Annotated in this window: 18 protein-coding genes; 5 read left to right on the plus strand and 13 right to left on the minus strand. The window is 59.7% G+C overall.

The window, feature by feature from the left end:
- The first annotated feature begins 12 nt into the window (after nt 1-12).
- Complete coding sequence (locus C4J94_RS17415; RefSeq protein ID WP_124387312.1) at nt 13-1,500, plus strand: aldehyde dehydrogenase family protein; 1,488 nt, start codon at nt 13-15, stop codon at nt 1,498-1,500.
- Nucleotides 1,501-1,676: 176 nt separating this feature from the next.
- Here the strand turns inward: C4J94_RS17415 and C4J94_RS17420 are convergent, their stop codons facing one another.
- The 10 genes from C4J94_RS17420 to C4J94_RS17465 form a co-directional block, all read right to left on the minus strand.
- The gene (locus C4J94_RS17420) at nt 1,677-2,609 is read right to left on the minus strand and encodes a pyridoxamine 5'-phosphate oxidase family protein (RefSeq protein WP_124387313.1); all 933 of its coding nucleotides are present in this window, start codon (nt 2,607-2,609) and stop codon (nt 1,677-1,679) included.
- A gap of 79 nt (nt 2,610-2,688) precedes the next feature.
- Nucleotides 2,689-3,573 (minus strand): LysR substrate-binding domain-containing protein, encoded by an 885-nt coding sequence (locus C4J94_RS17425; protein WP_124387314.1) that lies wholly within the window; start codon nt 3,571-3,573, stop codon nt 2,689-2,691.
- Nucleotides 3,573-4,493 (minus strand): LysR family transcriptional regulator, encoded by a 921-nt coding sequence (locus C4J94_RS17430; RefSeq protein ID WP_124387315.1) that lies wholly within the window; start codon nt 4,491-4,493, stop codon nt 3,573-3,575. The genes C4J94_RS17425 and C4J94_RS17430 overlap by 1 nt, the downstream gene beginning before the upstream one ends.
- Nucleotides 4,494-4,509: 16 nt before the next feature.
- The gene (locus C4J94_RS17435; protein ID WP_124387316.1) at nt 4,510-5,136 is read right to left on the minus strand and encodes a glutathione S-transferase family protein; all 627 of its coding nucleotides are present in this window, start codon (nt 5,134-5,136) and stop codon (nt 4,510-4,512) included.
- A gap of 141 nt (nt 5,137-5,277) precedes the next feature.
- Entirely contained in the window at nt 5,278-6,525 is a 1,248-nt protein-coding gene (locus C4J94_RS17440; protein WP_124387317.1) for an ATP-grasp domain-containing protein, read from the minus strand.
- Complete coding sequence (locus C4J94_RS17445; protein ID WP_256657546.1) at nt 6,522-7,439, minus strand: DMT family transporter; 918 nt, start codon at nt 7,437-7,439, stop codon at nt 6,522-6,524. The genes C4J94_RS17440 and C4J94_RS17445 overlap by 4 nt, the downstream gene beginning before the upstream one ends.
- Before the next feature lie 28 nt (nt 7,440-7,467).
- On the minus strand, nt 7,468-8,028 hold the full coding sequence (locus C4J94_RS17450) for a phosphoribosyltransferase family protein (RefSeq protein WP_124387318.1): 561 nt from the start codon (nt 8,026-8,028) through the stop codon (nt 7,468-7,470).
- On the minus strand, nt 8,006-8,977 hold the full coding sequence (locus C4J94_RS17455; RefSeq protein ID WP_124387319.1) for a cysteine synthase family protein: 972 nt from the start codon (nt 8,975-8,977) through the stop codon (nt 8,006-8,008). The genes C4J94_RS17450 and C4J94_RS17455 overlap by 23 nt, the downstream gene beginning before the upstream one ends.
- A gap of 226 nt (nt 8,978-9,203) precedes the next feature.
- Nucleotides 9,204-9,998, minus strand: coding sequence for an iron export ABC transporter permease subunit FetB (fetB, locus tag C4J94_RS17460; protein ID WP_124387320.1), 795 nt, complete (start codon nt 9,996-9,998; stop codon nt 9,204-9,206).
- The gene (locus tag C4J94_RS17465; protein ID WP_124387321.1) at nt 9,995-10,672 is read right to left on the minus strand and encodes an ATP-binding cassette domain-containing protein; all 678 of its coding nucleotides are present in this window, start codon (nt 10,670-10,672) and stop codon (nt 9,995-9,997) included. The genes fetB and C4J94_RS17465 overlap by 4 nt, the downstream gene beginning before the upstream one ends.
- Before the next feature lie 131 nt (nt 10,673-10,803).
- Between C4J94_RS17465 and C4J94_RS17470 the strand changes: the two genes are divergently transcribed.
- The 3 genes from C4J94_RS17470 to C4J94_RS17480 all read left to right on the plus strand — a co-directional run bounded on the left by C4J94_RS17470 (nt 10,804) and on the right by C4J94_RS17480 (nt 13,560).
- Complete coding sequence (locus C4J94_RS17470; RefSeq protein WP_124387322.1) at nt 10,804-11,880, plus strand: aldo/keto reductase; 1,077 nt, start codon at nt 10,804-10,806, stop codon at nt 11,878-11,880.
- Nucleotides 11,881-11,951: 71 nt separating this feature from the next.
- Nucleotides 11,952-12,194 carry a hypothetical protein gene (locus tag C4J94_RS17475; RefSeq protein WP_124387323.1) on the plus strand — a complete coding sequence of 81 codons (243 nt, stop codon included), beginning with the start codon at nt 11,952-11,954 and terminating at the stop codon, nt 12,192-12,194.
- Nucleotides 12,195-12,345: 151 nt separating this feature from the next.
- On the plus strand, nt 12,346-13,560 hold the full coding sequence (locus C4J94_RS17480; protein ID WP_124387324.1) for a DUF1835 domain-containing protein: 1,215 nt from the start codon (nt 12,346-12,348) through the stop codon (nt 13,558-13,560).
- On the opposite strand, the gene C4J94_RS27655 is transcribed toward C4J94_RS17480, so the two are convergent.
- Nucleotides 13,530-13,679: a hypothetical protein gene (locus C4J94_RS27655; RefSeq protein ID WP_164485592.1), complete on the minus strand. Its 150-nt coding sequence runs from the start codon at nt 13,677-13,679 to the stop codon at nt 13,530-13,532. The two genes, C4J94_RS17480 and C4J94_RS27655, sit on opposite strands and share 31 nt — an antisense overlap.
- Before the next feature lie 359 nt (nt 13,680-14,038).
- Between C4J94_RS27655 and C4J94_RS17485 the strand changes: the two genes are divergently transcribed.
- Nucleotides 14,039-14,875 (plus strand): 5'-nucleotidase, lipoprotein e(P4) family, encoded by an 837-nt coding sequence (locus tag C4J94_RS17485; RefSeq protein WP_124387325.1) that lies wholly within the window; start codon nt 14,039-14,041, stop codon nt 14,873-14,875.
- A gap of 43 nt (nt 14,876-14,918) precedes the next feature.
- On the opposite strand, the gene C4J94_RS17490 is transcribed toward C4J94_RS17485, so the two are convergent.
- Together C4J94_RS17490 and C4J94_RS17495 are read right to left on the minus strand one after the other, a co-directional pair.
- On the minus strand, nt 14,919-15,341 hold the full coding sequence (locus tag C4J94_RS17490) for a RidA family protein (protein ID WP_124387326.1): 423 nt from the start codon (nt 15,339-15,341) through the stop codon (nt 14,919-14,921).
- A gap of 177 nt (nt 15,342-15,518) precedes the next feature.
- Nucleotides 15,519-17,102, minus strand: coding sequence for an FAD-dependent oxidoreductase (locus tag C4J94_RS17495; RefSeq protein WP_124387327.1), 1,584 nt, complete (start codon nt 17,100-17,102; stop codon nt 15,519-15,521).

Genomic DNA, 17,102 nt, shown 5'->3' on the forward strand with positions numbered 1-17,102 from the left:
CAGGAACCTGTCATGAGTGATATTCCGTTGTTACCGCAAGTCGAGGCCTTTCTACGCCGCCGCCATGGGCTGTTTATCGACGGCGCCAGCGTACACAGCCATTCGAGCCAGACGATCGCCGTCACCAACCCGGCCAATGGCGAGGTGATCGCCCATGTCACCGATGCAGACCTGGCGGATGTCGACGCCGCAGTCGCCTCCGCCAACCGCGGCTTTGAGCTGTGGTCCCAGGCCGCCCCCGCAACGCGTGGTAACGTGCTGCTCAAGCTCGCCGACCTGCTGGAGCAAAACCGCGAAGAACTGGCACAGATCGAGACCTGCCAGTCGGGCAAGCTCATCCAGATAGCCCGTGCGTTCGAGGTCGATCAGGCCGCGCACTTCCTGCGGTATTACGCCGGCTGGGCAACCAAACTCAGCGGCGAGACGCTGACGCCGTCGCTGCCTTCGTTCAACGGCGAGCGCTACAGCGCTTTTACCCTGCGCGAACCGGTCGGCGTGGTGGTGGGCATCGTGCCATGGAATTTCTCGACCATGATCGCCATCTGGAAACTCGCCTCGGCTCTGGTAACGGGCTGCAGCATCATCATCAAGCCCAGCGAGTTCACGCCGTTGACCCTCCTGCGCATCGCCGAGCTGGGCACAGAAGCAGGGTTGCCGGCGGGCGTGCTCAACGTGCTGACCGGCGGCGGGCACGTCGGCAGGGGCCTAGTGGAGCATCCCGGCACCCACAAGGTTTCGTTCACCGGTTCGGTGCCGACCGGCATTGCCGTGGGCCGTAGCGCCATGGGGGCCGGCCTGACCCGCGCCACCCTGGAACTGGGCGGCAAGAATGCCGCTGGCTTCCTGCGCGACATGGACGTGGACAAAGCGGTGGACGGCATCATCGAAGCCGGCTTTTTACACTCCGGGCAAATCTGCGCGGCGGCCGAACGTTTCTATGTGCACCGCTCGCAGATCGACGCTGTACTGGAAAAACTCAAGACGCGCCTAAGCCGCCTGACCATCGGCTCGCCCCTGGACGAGAGCACCGAATTCGGCCCGGTGACGCATCAGCAGCACCGGCAAAAACTGCTCGGTTACTTCAACCAGGCCCGCGCCGAAAACAACACCATCATTCATGGCGGCACCCTCCTCGACCGCCCCGGCTGCTACGTCGAGCCCACCGTGATCCTCGCCAACAGCCCCCACGACACCCTGCTCAACGAAGAAACCTTCGGCCCCATCGCCACCTTCCTGCCCTACGACAGCGAAGAAGAATTGCTGACGCTGATGAACCAGGGGCCCCACGGCTTGAGCGCAAGCCTGTGGACCAACGATTTGGGCAAGGCCCTGCGCATGATCCCGGCCATCAACGCCGGCACCCTGTGGGTGAACATGCACACCTTGCTCGACCCGGCAGTACCGTTTGGCGGGCGTCGTTCGTCGGGGGTCGGGCGGGAGTTTGGCAGTGCGTTTATCGAAGATTACACCGAGCTTAAGTCGGTGATGATTCGGTATTGAGCATTGATGAAGATTATCAATCAGCCGCAGATTTAACTAACACCTAGGTCCAGTGTCGGAGGGGGCTTGCCCCGATGGCGGTGCATCAGCCACAAATGAGCCAGCTGAACCGCCGCTATCGGGGGCAAGCCCCCTCCCACATTTTTGATTTCCTGTGCCGGGCAGACTGCGCCTGGCTACCAGCGGCCCATCGCCAGGCTATGAGGCGAAAACTCGGCGAACTGCCAACGCAAGGCCAGCGCTGCCGGACGGTGGACCACCTGTTCCACAGTCACCGTCCATAACCGCTGCGCCCCGTCGAACTCGGCCACTTGCGGCCCGCTGAGGATCAGCGAGGTACGCCCCGCCACGTGCAGCACGTCCCCCGATTCGAAATCGATGAACAACAACCCCGCCACCGGGTTGGCTTGCAGATTACCGAGGGTATTGAAGAACAGGTTGCCGGCAAAATCCGGAATGGTCAGCACATTGCCCTCGACCCGCACGAAACCGGTGTTGCCGCCGCGATGGGAAACATCCACCGAGCGTTCACCGTGCAGGTCGACATAGCTGGCGACGAAGAACGTGTCGGCGCTGCGGATCATCTTGCGTGCAGCGCCATCCAGGCTGTCGCTGCGCTCGGCCACGCTGCCAGGTTTGCGCGCAACGGTATCGACGGGGCGCAGCTGGATGTATTTAGGGCAGTTGCCGAAGCTTTGCACCACCTCCACCGCAAAGCCGTCGTGATCCAGCGCGCCAATGCGACCATTCATGCGATTGCGACGGCGTGTGTTCAAGTCGATGCCGAGCACGCCAACAGCCGCGCCGGCCGTTAGCCCAGCCCGGGCGGGGTCGCTTTTGGCGGGCAGACTGTCGATCTGCAACCGCTGCGGATCAGGCGAATGCGCGAACCCTGGCGCACCTTCCAGCATTGTCGCCCATGGGATGCCCTGTTCATCTACCGCGCCCAGCATCAGGTAAGGCAGCAAGGGATAGAAATCGCGATGCTGCTCCGGCAGATGATCGCGTATGACTTTGGGACCGATCACGGCCATGCGTTCAGCCACGCCGGCACTGTCCTGCAAATGCCGTTCGCCGGCATGCCAAGGGGATTGTTCGATCGAGTTCATGGCGACCACCTCTGGTTGGATACCTGGATGCTGCACCTACGCCGTCGTGGAGAGAATGCCCACCCCAGGCAATCCACTGTTACGCCAGCTGAAATGCCGGGTGCGCGCGCAACGCCGCGACACAGTCATCGACAAAACTGCGCACGCGCATGGGCGCATGGCGACCTTCTCGGTACACCACCTGCACCGGCTCCGGTGGCAGTTCAAAGGCTGGCAGGATACGGCGCAGTTGGCCGCTCATCAGGTGATCATGAACCGGATAACTCAGGCAACGAATCACCCCCGCTCCCTGCACAGCGGCATTGATTGCGCCTTGCACCGTAGCGCAGCGCAGACGTGCGCGGGCCTTGAGCTGATAGTGCGGGAAGTCCCACTGCGCCGGGTCGGTGCTGGCGATCAGATGATGCTGCTTGAGGGCATCGGGATGCATAGGCTCGCCGTGGGCGGCAAGATAGCCGGGACTGGCGCAGAGGATATGCCGCACATGCCCCACCGGCCGTGCGATCAGCGACGAGCTGGGCAACTCGCCCACCAGCACCGCCACGTCCAGCCCTTCTTCGTGCAGGTTCGGGTAGTAGTCGTGGTAGTGGGCGACCAGGCGCACCTGCGGGTAACGGTCCATATACGCGGCCAGTACCGGCGCCATGACATAGCGGCTGAACAGCAACGGCAAGAATACCCGCAGATTGCCCTGGGCCTGGCTATGCAGCCCCTTGGCCGAGGCTTCAGCCGCCTCCACCGCCGCCAGCAGCCGCACACAGTCAGCCATATAGGCATTGCCCGCGTCAGTCAGGCTGACCCCGCGGGTACTGCGCTGCAACAACATCACGCGCAAACGCGCTTCCAGACGGGCAATCGCCCGCACCAGGGTCGGGCCGGAGACCCGCGCAACACGCGCTGCCGCCGCCAGGCTCGGTTGGTCGGCCAGCGCCGCGAACAACTGCATATCGCGATAACGTTCCATCAGCGGCGCGGCTTCGACGCCGGATTCAGGGCCACGTCCCGCCCAAGGCGCTGGGCAAGGAAATCGACAAAACTGTGGACCTTGGCCGGCACTCGACCGTTGTTCTGGAACACCACCTGGATCGGCAGCGCCGCCGGCTCGAAAGCCTCCAGCACAATCTCCAGCTCACCCGCCGCCACCGCTGCCGCCACCTGATAGGACAGCACCCGCGTCATGCCCCAGCCCAGGCGTGCCAGGTTGATCGCTGCATTGTTCGCGGTAACCACCAGGCGTGGCTCGATAGGCACCGTCAGCGGCTGGTCGCCGTCGACAAACGCCCATTCACTGACCAATTGGCTGGAGGAAGAGGTAACGATCTTCGCGTCACGCAACTGTTCGGGCCGCAGGGGCCGCCCGTGCAGCTCGAGATACGCGGGCGATGCGCACACCACCCGGCGCACCTCACCGACGGTGATCGCCTGCTGCCCCGGCTCGTGCAAATGGCCGATACGCACGGCCACGTCGACGCCTTCGTCGCTCATGTTGACCACACGGTCGACCAGCAGGGCATTGATATTCACCTGCGGAAAACGGTCGAGATAGTCGCCCAGTGCCGGCGCCACGAACAGCTCGCCAAACAGCACCGGCGCGGTCACGCTCAATTGCCCGCAGGGAATCGAATAACTGCCCGCCGCCGCTTCCTCGGCCTCGTCCAGCTCGGCCAGGATGCGCCGACAGTCTTGCAGGTAACGCTGCCCGGCTTCGGTCAGGTGCAGACTGCGAGTGGTGCGCGACAGCAGTTGGGTGCCGATGCGTTGTTCCATGGCGGCAATCGCCCGGGTCACGCTGGGCGGCGAGGTGTTCAGACGCCGCGCGGCGGCAGCGAAACCTTCCTCGTCGGCCACCGCAAGGAACACCTGCATTTCATGAAAACGGTCCATCGGCGCCCCTTGCTGGTTACTGTGACTGCAGACCCGCCGCCGTGCGCGGCATGCCGACGAAACCCGGCAGGGCTTCAATGCTGGCGAGCCAGGCGCGCACTTGAGGATAGTCGGCCAGCGACACATTGCCTTCCGGCGCATGGGCTGTGTAGGTATAGAACGCAATATCGGCAATGCTCGGCTGCTCGCCGGCCAGAAAATGGCTTTCGCCCAGTTGCTGCTCCATCACGTTCAGCAGTGCATGGGCGCGGTTGATGGCGAGGCCCGCGTCCACGTCGGCACCAAACACCGTGGCCAATCGCGCCGTGGCAGGCCCGGTATGCAACTGACCGGCCGCCGCCGAAAGCCAACGCTGCACCCGTGCCTGCCCGACCGGGTCTGTGGGCAGCCACTGGCCGTTGTCGTAGGTGGCCGCCAGGTAGACCAGGATGGCGTTGGAGTCTGCCAGTATCGTCCCGCCATCGTCGATCACGGGCACTTGGCCGAAGCGGTTAAGGGTGGTGACGAATTCGGGCGATTTATGCGCGCCTTGCTTGAGGTCCACCAAGATAAATTCCATGGGCAGGCCCAGCAGGGACAGCATCAGCTCGACCCGATGGGAGTGGCCGGACAGGGGGAAACCATACAGTTTGATTGCGGGCATGACGGACTCCAGGGCGTTGTCGACCGAATATCGTGTCGATGACTGCAATGTTCTTATGTACCAACCGTCAGTGGAATTACCAGATTGTACAATCCAGCATTTCATCTAATGAAACAATAATGCGATTCCGCACTGACGCTGCTAGTCGGCAGCCAAATATGCGCCCTGCAATTCGAGCGTGCGAATCCTGCGGTAATCCGCCTCGATCACTACTGGGTCGGCATGAACCAGATACACCGTGCCCGGCTGACTGAATACATCCTGAGTTACACCTATCGGCTGGCCGCTTTCAACGTAAAACACTGCCTCGAAAAACGACTCAAGCTTGAGCAGTTGCTGCAAAAAACCATCCTTTTCGAAACGGCCCTCTGAGCGGTTGATCAAGCAAACGTTGTAGGTATGTCGCAGACGCCGATAATCAACCTTACTCGCCAACCGTTGCTGAAATACCTCCGGCTGCAGGAGGGATAAAACCACTGCGTCGATCTGCCCAAGGCCGGTAGTTTTCCTTGAGACGTCTGGTCGAAGAATGCCGTCGGTACGGGCGGCAATTTCCACCAATTTCGGCCCGTCTTCGGTGAGCATTATTTCCGCATGGCTGGGACCGTTTTGAATGCCGAGACACCGCACCACTGCTCGCGTGTAGTCGACGAGCACTGCATAAAACGGTGAATCGGACCCCATCAGTTCATCGATGTCGTAGAGAATGCCGCCGGTCGACGTCCGCTGCTTTTGGTAACGTACGACTTCGGTAACAAGCTGTTGCCCGTTGAGGGAGACCATATTCACCACATACTCCAGCCCCGCCAGGTATTCCTGAATGAGGATCTGGGTGTTAGGAATATTCAACTTATTGGTCGTCCCCAATAGACGCTGCGCAGCAGCCTTGCAGGCGTGCCTATCTTCACAGATAAACACACCATCGGCGCCTGCGCTTTCGAGGGGTTTGATGACCACCGGAAAACGTCCGTGCTCATCAATCCAATGTTGAGCATCCTCCCAACAGCCAGCAATGAACTGCCGTGCAGCCGGCAATTGCGCCTGGGTTATGCACTGGATCATTTCGTACTTGTTTCGTCGCGCGTTGGTTTTGTCAAAATGATTGCGATAAGGCAGTTGCAATCGCTCATTCAGATGGTCAGCCAGGAGCACACCCGTTTCTGCGCCTGCAAGGATGAACTGCGGTTTGAAGCGTTGGACTTTCGCCAAAGTCGCTGCAATGTCACTATTGACGATCATCTGCTCATAGAGCGCACAGTCAAAGCCCTTGTAATAGTAGCTATCAAACATTTCTGATGAAGCCACATGCACCAGTACGCAGCCTTCATCCTTTAATCGCTTCGCCAAGAACTTTCCGGATGAAAACCCATCGACCATGACGACTCTCATACAACCTCCCTTTCCAATGCATGCAATGATCTACCCAACAGCAAAAAAACAATCACAGTAACCGCTGCGACGCTGGCGACGGAAAATTCAACTCTCGCATCCATGTACTGGAGCAACAAGACAAATACAGGAAGCGTCAGCAATACCAGTGAAACGTGAATAGGCGTGAGGTAATAGATAGTTTTCTGGATCAGGTAAATGGGCAGCAAATGCCCTAACACTACCAGCACCGCCATAGACGGAATCAATTCACGATCAAGTAAAAAACTGCCCCCCGTAGCAGGAATTGCAACGGCACAAACGCCAACCATTGCGATGTTCCTAATACCCAGAATTTCGTAGACAGACCACTGGCGAGCGAACATTTCCTTGGAAAAAACCGTGTATATGACCGTGCCCAACGCACACGCCAATATGCTAGCAATACCCAGCGCCCGCTGCCCATCGGTGGTGGTGACTACACCGCTGTCCCCCATAAAGGAATTGAACAACATGATCGCTACCGAGATAAGCACTAGCCATGAAACCAACGCATCCGCGAGCGCAACCTGGACGCTACGTTTGTTAAGCCACGAAATAATCAACGTGAGCGCAGGACCACAGGCTACCGAGGCGACCCCGACTACGGCAGGTTCCAAGTAACGCAGTGCATAGAACAGCCCGCCCCAATTGAGTAAAACCGCAAGATTGACCATAACGACCAATCGCCATTGGGCGCTTAATTTTGAACACACTGAACGCGTATTTCGAAAGAACGCCCAAGCACCAAAAAAACAGGCTGACGTGATGAAACAATAAAAGATAACGTTCAGCGTGCTGATAGATTGGGTGATCAACGCGACATAGACGTCGAACGCCGCGCTGATCAAGCAAAACACCAAGCCGATGATCAACCCGGTGCGTTGCATTACCATTTAACCACCCGCGCACGCTCGACTGTTTTCATTCAATGCTCACCCCGCCTTCGCTAACCGTCACTTTCATAATTGTTTTAACGGTAAGTCCCGTCGCTCTCTTTACATTATCCGCCCCACCGTTTCCAACCTTCTCTACAGCGCATACGATGTCTACCAATTCACCCCCAGCCGCTTTTACAGCCTCGACCAACGCAATGACCGCACCACCAGAACTTAATGTGTCATCTATAATAATGACTCGATCACCTACCTCTACTCCATTGAGATAGAGCTGCCCTTGAAAATATTCCGATTCAATAACAACCACTTGCTCATTGAGACCACCAAGACTATAGGAATACCACCTCGCTATGGCTAAGGGAATGCCTGTTAACAGAGAGATAGTGGTCGCCAGTGCCACACCCTTATCCTCCTCTGTGACAATTTTCGAGATATCATGACTCATTACCTTGATTACTTTATGAGCAACCTCCATTAGAACTTCTGGCCGCAATGCAGGTATCTGATCAGTAAACTCATTCACGGTGGTGAGTGATTTTCCTGACCATACGACGTTGGCTTTTCTATAAATCTCTTCCAGCAACATAGTTCACCTCACTGTACTCAGGATAAAGCCCATCCCAACGGCTCGCATACTTCCACGAACTGTCAAAAAACACGGTAACTATGGTCTTGTTTTTGAGCGTTCGAACGAGCTCATCACACATCAGCAGGTTAGCGCCACAGGTTGGTCCGATGGGGAGCTTTTCTGCCTTAATGAAATGTTTCATTCGAGACCACGCGTCAGCGCCATCAATCACTCTTACCTCATCAACTAAATCGGGAACAGTATTAGGCGACATTACGCCCGCGCCTAGCCCCATTAGATTGTGGGGGCGATGATTAAACGGCAGCTTATTTCTCTGCGAGAACAAAGGCGCAGAACTGTTAACTTCCAACGCTATCGTTTTAATTTCGTCATACGCGTGCTTTAACGTCTCAGCAATACCAGAGAATGTGCCCCCTGTGCCGATTGAACACACAAAAAAATCGGGTGCGATGTTCTGCACACTTAACTGTCTAATTATTTCACTACCACAGCCCCTCCAACCGTCTTTATTCAACAAACAACTGGACTGATCCAGATAATAGCAATTCTCAGACGAGTTTTCCGACAAATAAGCTTTCGCCTGGAACACTGAACCCGACAAGAACAATTCTTTTGGAGTTTCTACTATTTCAGCATTATAAGAGCGTATCTGCGCTTTCCGCTCCTCAGTCATACCTTCAGGCATAAATATCTTTACTTTATAGCCTTTTAATCTGCCGATCCAGGCCAGTGCGGCGCCTCCATTCCCAGTAGAGCAGTCAATCAGCGTCATACCCGGCGTAATAATTCGAGCTTCTTCCAGTCGGCTCACAATATTTAGATACGTTCGATCCTTATGACTTCCGGAAGGATTCAGAAACTCGCATTTGGAAAAGACCCTATTCCCATTTTCGGAAAGCGTCGCCAATTCAACTAGCGGTGTATTGCCAATATCCTTCAGCTCCATTTCCAAGCCCCTGCGCCCTTTGTGGTAGCTGTAGACGCTAGCAAATCACCTGAAAAAATAATAGCTAGCAAAACGGATAGGTAGGCACGGGCAAAATACCCATTTATTCATTTGGACAAATATATGTAAGAACTTCCTGTCAGAACGCCCACAAACTACGTCAGGGTTTAATTATTAATACACACGCCAAAGACTTTTCCTACAGCACTTGCAACAACATCGCCATTCAAGCGCGCTCTTCCAACCGTTCCCGCAAAAACCGATGACTGCGCGAAAACAACCGCCGATACGTCAGCAGCACTGCCCCTACCGTGCCCAACGCCGATGCCGCCGCGATCAAAAACATAATCACGATCTGATACCGCACCGCATGCACCGGGCTTTCCCCGGCCAGCACCTGGCCGGTCATCATGCCGGGCAGGCTGACGATGCCGACTACGGTCATTTGGTTGAGCGTGGGGATCATCCCGGCGCGCACGGCCTGGCGGATGGCTTGCTGCGCCGCTTCCCAACGCGAGCCGCCGAGGGCCAGGATCATCTCGATGGTGTTGCGACCCGCGGCCAGTTCCTGGGTCATGCGCTCTATGCCCAAGGAAACGCCGGTCAGGGTGTTGCCGAGGATCATGCCGAGGATCGGGATCGCGTACTGCGGTTCATACCAGGGGTGGATGCGGATCACAGCAAACAGGCCCACCGCCGTGACCAGCCATGAGCTGCCCCACACCGACACAATGCTGTCGACGCGCTGGCCCCGATAGGTACGCCGCCCACGCCCCGCCGCCGAGAGACCGGCGATCAGGGTCATGGCGCACATCAGCGGCAGTACCACGTACCAATAGGCGAACGCGAACACCCAGCCCAGCAGGTAACCGATCGCCAACAGTTGCACCACGGTGCGCACCGCCGCCCACAGCAATTGGCGCTCCAGGCCCAGGCGCAACAGCAGTGACAGCGCGCCATTGATCAGGATCAGCGAGGCGGCGATGGCCATGTCCAGCGCGGTCAGGTTTTGATAATTCATGGCGGGGACACTCCGTTCAACACCCCGGCACTCATCTGCATGTGGATGTCGCTCATGCGTCGGGCCTGTTCCAGGTCATGGGACACCCAGATATAGGCGCGGCCGGATGCATGGGCAAACCAGGCATCGATCAACACTTCCACGTCACGGGCGGAGCTGGGATCGAGGGCCGCGGTAGGTTCATCGAGCAGCAGCACTTCGGGGTTGAGTTGCAAGGTGCGCACCAGGGAAACCACCTGGGACTCGCCTCCGGACAGGTCTGCGGCGTTCTTGTCGAGAAAATCTGGCGCCTTGCCGGCGTGTTCGAGCAGCCGGGTGACCGCCTGCAGATCGAAAGTCCGTGGGCGCAGGGTCTTGAGGCTGAACGGGAAACGCAGGTTGTCCTCCACGGTGCCGTCGAGCAGTGCCGGACGCTGGGACAGGTAGCTGATATGGCTGCGATAGTGCGGAATTTGTGCATTAGCGATCATCTGGCCGTTCCACAGTACCTGCCCGGAAGTAGGTGCATCGAGCAAGGCCAGCGCGCGCAGGAACACGCTTTTTCCGGAGCCGGAGGGACCGGTGATCGACACGCGGTCAGCCGGTCTCAAGGCAAAATCGGTCGGCTGGAGCAAGGCCACCTGGCGCCGCTCATCCAGGCGCGTAAGCGCGCGGGTTTCTATCAATGCGCTCATGGACACGGCGTTCCTGTCAAATCCTATGACGGCAATGGTGCGGCAGACGCCCGAAGATTTCATGAAAAAATTCAAACTATCGCCCCCCCTGTCGTTCACACCTTCACGTGCAACGCAAAGTAGGAGGCAACATGCAATACCGACAACTGGGTCATTCCGGCCTGCTGGTTTCGGAAATCATCCTGGGCACCGTGCCCTTTGGCGGTCGCGCCGAGTTCGCAAAATGCGGTGCGGTGGACGTACCCCAGGCCAGGCGCATGTTCGATATTGCGTTCGAGGCCGGGGTGAATATGATCGACACCGCCGACCTCTACTCCCATGGCCTGGCCGAGGAAGTGGTCGGTAAAGCCCTGGGCGACAAGCGCAACGACATCCTGCTGGCGACCAAGGGCCGCAGCCCGGTGGACCAGAACCCGAACAATTCCGGCTCATCGCGCTATCACCTGATTCGCGCCTGTGAAGCCAGCTTGAAGCGTCTGGGCACCGACCATATCGACTTGTACCAACTGCATAACTGGGACGGCCTGACGCCCATCGAAGAGACGCTCGAAGCCCTGCGCCTGCTGGTCGGCTCAGGCAAGATCCGCTACTTCGGCACCAGCAACTTCACCGCCTGGCAGATGATGAAAACCCTGGGCAAGGCCGAGCTGCACGGCATGCTCAAACCGATCACCCAGCAGATCTACTACACCCCCGAGTCCCGCGAAGCCGAGTACGAGCTGCTGCCGCTGGCGCTGGACCAACAGGTCGGCACGCTGGTGTGGGGGCCGATGGGTGAAGGCCTGCTGACCGGCTCGACCCGCCGTGGGCAAAAACCACCGGCCGATACCCGCCAGGGCAGTGACTGGCCAGAACCCTATGTGCATGACCCGGAACGCGCGCTGGACATCATCGAAACCCTGGCCGCCGTGGGCGATGAACACGGAGTCTCGGTGGCGCGCACCTGCCTGGCGTGGCTCAAGGACCGCCCAGGGATCACCTCGCTGATCGTCGGCGCCCGCACCGAGGCCCATCTGCGTGACAACCTGGCGGCCACGGAGTTGAAGCTGACTGAGGAGCAGTCTTCACGCATCGAAGCCGTGACGCGCCGCCAGCCGTTGTACCCGTACTGGCATCGGTTCACCGCAGGGATCGATCGCTTTGATCCGGCGGAGCAACCGTTCCTTGCCGAGCACCAGAAAACCATGGATGCGCGCAAGGACAAATAGCCCTGCTGCGATACAGCAGATCGATAGGTGGGAGGGGCTTGTGCCCTCTCACCTTGATCAAGGAGACAGCGTTGATCGCACAAATCATGATCGCCGCCCTCGGGGTGGTCGCCATCTGGTTCAGCCAAAGCAAACGTCTGAACGTACGCCGCTACGCCTGCCTGTTCGGTATGGCCGGCCAGCCGTTCTGGTTCTGGTCGTCGATCAATGCCGAACAGTGGGGCATTGTGCTCCTCAGTTGTTTTTATACGGTGGCCTGGGCCAAAGGCATCAAGACCCATTGGATTGATCGCAAGCCCGACGAGCCCGTCTGAGATTGCAATTGAGCGCCGCACTGCCTATATTTTGCGCCTGGCGCTCTCTACGCCACCTTCCGCGGAAAGGGCTGCGCCCAAGACACACAGCTGCACCTCATTTCTACGACTCCCAACCTTAAAGCGGAAAAGGTTTGTGCAAGGAGCTCGTATGTCACATCCCCCTTTTGCCTCCAATACCAACGGTCGCCTCAACCTTGAGCAGCAGCGCAAACGCGCCAAGGAACTGTTGGCGCAGCTTAAACACCAGGACCCCGGCGCAGCCTTGTCCCAAGCCCAATGGCACATCGCCAGACAGTTAGGCTTCAGCAGTTGGTCCAAGCTCAAGGCCCATGTCGAGGCCCTTGATTTCGCCGCACGCCACCCAGATTTCATTGCCAGCGACGAAGCCCGCACCACTCACTGGCGGTGCGGCAATGACATCGCCCACAGCCTACAACTGGCGGGGTTCAACGGGCAATTCAGGATGCTGACCGACCCGCTGTGCATGGGCCCGGTACGCGACCTGCCTGGCGGTGAATACCAAACCCTGCGCGGAGCCTTCATCAGCCGCGCATTCGGCTTGAACGCAACTGACGTGGCGCGGCGATTGGCCGATGAATATGCCCAGCTCCAAACCCTGGCTACAGCGCAGCACAGTGTGCTGTGGTGCGAAGCGGATGCCTACGACCAGCTGTTTCTGGTTCGCGCCTTGGCGGGTCTTGAACGGCTACCGCCTAAACTTGAACTGATTGAAGTGGACCATATTCCCGGCGTCGAGCGCTTTATCGGGATCGGCCAATTGGCTCCCGATGTACTCGCCTGGCTCTGGCCGCAGCGACGCATAATCGATGAGGCCGCGATACAACTGGCCAAACAGGCGTGGACGGCGTACTGCAGCCACTCACCTTTGCAATGGGCGCAATTGGCTCACGGAAACCATCGCGCCCTGCCCTTTCTCGCTCCGGCGCTGCTGCGCCAGTTGCAGGAGTTGCCTGGATCGCAGGATGGCTTGTCCCTGACCGAACGGCTGGCCCTGAGCTACATCGCCGATGCCGGGCCAGTGCCATTTGGCCGGGTATTCGCAGAACTGATGGCCAAGCGCGAACCGCTGCCGTTTCTGGGTGACATGATGTTTCATGCGTTGTTGCGGCCGTTGATCAATGGCGACCAGCCGTTGCTGGTGCAAACCGAGACGCATCTTGAGTGGCCTCGGCGGCGCTTGGCATTGACTGCGTTAGGTCTTGAAGTGCTCGACGCAAACGCCTATTGGCCCGACCACAGCTCACACGTTCGCTGGGTTGGGGGCATCTGCATTGAACCAGGTCAGCCTCACTGGACGGTTGACGAGGATGCTCAGCCCATTTGGCGAAGCGTCATCGAATAGGCTTGCTCGCCAGAGAAGCCTTCCATGATGAGCTCGATGAGGGCTTCTCTGTATTCGCTCACGTTCAAGGGAAAACCGGGTTTATTCGCCTGATAGTAAGCCGCCATGCGCATAGGCATCGACACAACCTATAGCAGCCAACCGTAACCACGATGCGAAGCGAGCCGCTCTTGATCTTGCTTTTGATCATAGTCTCAGGCGCCCCGCGTTTATTCAGGATTAACGCGTCGCCTAGACGTTTTTCGCGAGCAAGCTCGCTCCTACAGAGGGCCTTTTGCTTGACTGACTGGCATTAGGGCAAGCCCCTACCACGGCTTCGGCTCCCGGGCCGTCACGGGAGCAAGCTCCCTCGCCACAGGTTCAGAGCCGTGTCAAAGTTATGTAGATACCCATGTCGCCCTGCGGCAACCCAGGCATTGGAGCCTTGAATCCCAAGCACCGCCTGAGACGCAACCGCTTCCACCTGCGAGCCCTCACCATGCGTAACCTGATTTTCGCCACCGCCAGCCTTTTATCCATCGCCCTCACCGGCTGCCAACAAACCCCACCGGCCAACGACCAGCTGGACGCCGTGCTCTGGACCCAGACCTCCATCGAGCACGAGTTGATCTACCGCCAGCTCTTTGCCAACGCTACGCGCCAGCTCGATGCCGCCCTGGCCGATCCGACCTGGGACGCCCTGCCCGTTGCTGCGCGAGAGTTGAAAGGGCTGCCCCCGGCTGTGGTGGTGGATATCGACGAAACCCTGCTGGACAACGTGCCGCTCAATGCCCGCGACATTCTCACCAACCAGGTGTATTCCTACGACCGCTGGAACACCTGGGTCGACCAGGCCAAGGCTGGAGCCCTGCCGGGTTCGGTAGCGTTTCTGCAAGCGGCCCGGCAAAAGGGCGTCAAGGTCTATTACCTCACCAACCGCGAACACAGCCAGGTTGCCGCCACGGCGCGGAACTTGCGCTTGCGCGGTTTTCCGATTGAGGCCGATGACCAGATCCTTGCAGCCAGCACGCCCACCGGCCACTGCGAAAGCGCCGGCTACGGCAAGAACTGCCGACGCCAATGGGTCGCCAGCCATGCGCGGGTGTTGCTGATGGCCGGCGATTCCCTGGGGGATTTCGTACAAGCCGAACACAACACGCTGGCGGCCCAGCGCAAGGCCGTCGAACCCTATGTGAACTGGCTGGGGCAGCGCTGGTTCCTGCTGCCCAACCCGAGTTACGGCAACTGGTACAGCGCGCCGTATGGGGATAATGAGAAGCTGCCGTTCGAGCAAAAGCGCAGGTTCAAACAGCAGGCGCTGCAGTTGCAGCAGTAACCGCGCGCGCGGGTCTCTTCACTGTTTGACGCTTGCGCTCCACTCACCCCGCCCTGGCCGCCACCGCCTCCACTTCCACCAGCGCCCCCGGCAGGGGCAACGCCACCACCTGCAACGCGGTGCGCGCCGGCTTGTTCGGTTGCTCGGGAGTGGCGAAAAACTGCGTGTAACCACGCTGCAGCCCGGCGAAATCCAGCTTGCCGTCGGTTTCCGGGGCGCCGACCAGGAAGACTCGCAACTGCACGATATCGCCCAGGTCGAGGTCCTGCTGCCGGAGGATCTTGCGCAGTTTGTTGAACACCGACACCGTCTGCACTTCGGTGTCGCCGTAAACCCCGGGAACGTTCGGGTCGGCCGGGTCCGGCAAGGTGCCGCTGACAAAGACCAGGCTGGCCGAGGCCGGCACGGTCACGGTTTGCGAGATGGGAAAATCGCCGACGCTGGTGCGTTGGATGCTATCGCTCATGGTGTTGCTCCTTGATTGAATGTCTACACAACTCTCGAAGGCTGCCCCCTCCCCCTTGTGGCGAGGGAGCTTGCTCCCGCGGGGCCGGGTCAGGGTTCGCCGCGCTCGTGGCTTTACACGATTGGGACTGCTACGCAGTCCAGCGGGAGCAAGCTCCCTCGCCACGACGGCGCAGTCTCATGACGCCGCCAATGCCGCGCTGTGGCGCTGTTGCGTTACGCGCTCCGCCAATTGCGCAACCACATGCCGCGCCGAATTGGCCGCCGACTCCTGCCAAATACCCACGCCGCTTTGCACCAGACCGTCGCCGGCGAAATAGACGCGGCCGTGGGCCTGTTCCAGCAGCGCGCTGGCATCGGCCGGGAAATGCTCGCGTTGCAGCCACGGGCCTTCGCTGTAGGGGACCTGTTCCCAGGACACCGCCAACGGGTGGCGCAGATGCCTGGAATAGCCTGGGTGCAGCAGTTCCACGGCTTGCCGGGAGGTGGCGTATTGCGCGTCAAGCGACTGCGCGCCGAACACGTCGGCGCCCTCCCCGGTGACGTAACCGGCCACCAGTACGCCTTCGCGGGTATTGAGGTCGTTGCTCGGGTACCAGAGCAAACGCGCCGGGTGCTCGACCCAGGACAGGCCGCCATAGGTGCGGTAATCGCTTTCCCAGAAGCGCGGCGATTGCCACGCCACTTTGGTCGCCTGGTCGCTGCGGGTGCTGAGCAGGGCCGCCTTGATCGGGTCGCTGAAATCGGTGTCGAGTCTGGCCAGCAACGGCAGCGGCAAGGTGGAGACCAGGTAATCGGCGCGCACCACTTGCTCACGGCCGCTGTGCTGGTCGTGATAGGTCACCGCCACGCCGTCTTCCAACTGGCGGATCTGCCGCACCTGGGCGCCCAGTTGCACCTGCTCGCGCACGCGCTGGTAGAACGCCTCGGTGATACGGTCCATGCCGCCCACCGGCTGAAACATGGTCGCTGAAAACTCAGGGAACTCAGTGTGCAGCAGCGCGCCCCAGAGTTCGGGATGCAGCAGGCGCTCAAGGCCAATCGGCGTCGCGCTGGCGGGCAGTGCGCCGGGGTGTGCGGGCGATTCAAGGTGGCCGGCGCGCAGGCTGCCTTCGTAGGCCAATGCTTGGGACAGGTCGCCATACACCTGCAGGAAGGCGAGCAATCGCGTGCGCTCCTCAACGGTCAATACGTCATCGAGCGCATCGCGCTGCACCGCCTTGGCGAGCAGGCCGGACAGATGCCCGCGTGCATCGTTGACCGCCTGGCCGACGGTGAACGCCGGTTGTTGCAGGTCTGGCCGCACCTGGGCGCCATGGCTGCTGTTGACCAGCACCTCCAGCGGCACGCCCAGTTCGCTGCAATAGTCGAGGATGGTGCGATGCTGGCTGGGGATGCGCGCCGGGCCGGCATTGAAATACTGGCCCGGATCGAACGCCACCGTTTGCGAGCGGCCATCCTTGTAGTCCACGCGGTCGCCGTGGCGCAGGGTCCAGGTGCGTCCGCCCACGCGGTCGCGGGCCTCCAGCACTTGCACGGTGAACCCGGCCCGCTTCAGTTCCAGCGCGGTGACCAGCCCGGCAATCCCGGCGCCCAGTACCAGCACGCGGGTGCCCTGCCCCAGGCCGTCCTTGAGTTTCAGCGGTTGCGGCCGCCGGTGTGAAGACGGCCCCAGTCCCAGTGCAGCCAGCGCATCCTCGGCCGCCTTTTCGCCGCCGACTGCGGCGATGCTCGACAGTGCTTCACGTCGTGTCAGTCCCAT

The sequence above is a fragment of the Pseudomonas sp. R5-89-07 genome (assembly GCF_003851685.1).
Taxonomy (GTDB): Bacteria; Pseudomonadota; Gammaproteobacteria; order Pseudomonadales; family Pseudomonadaceae; genus Aquipseudomonas.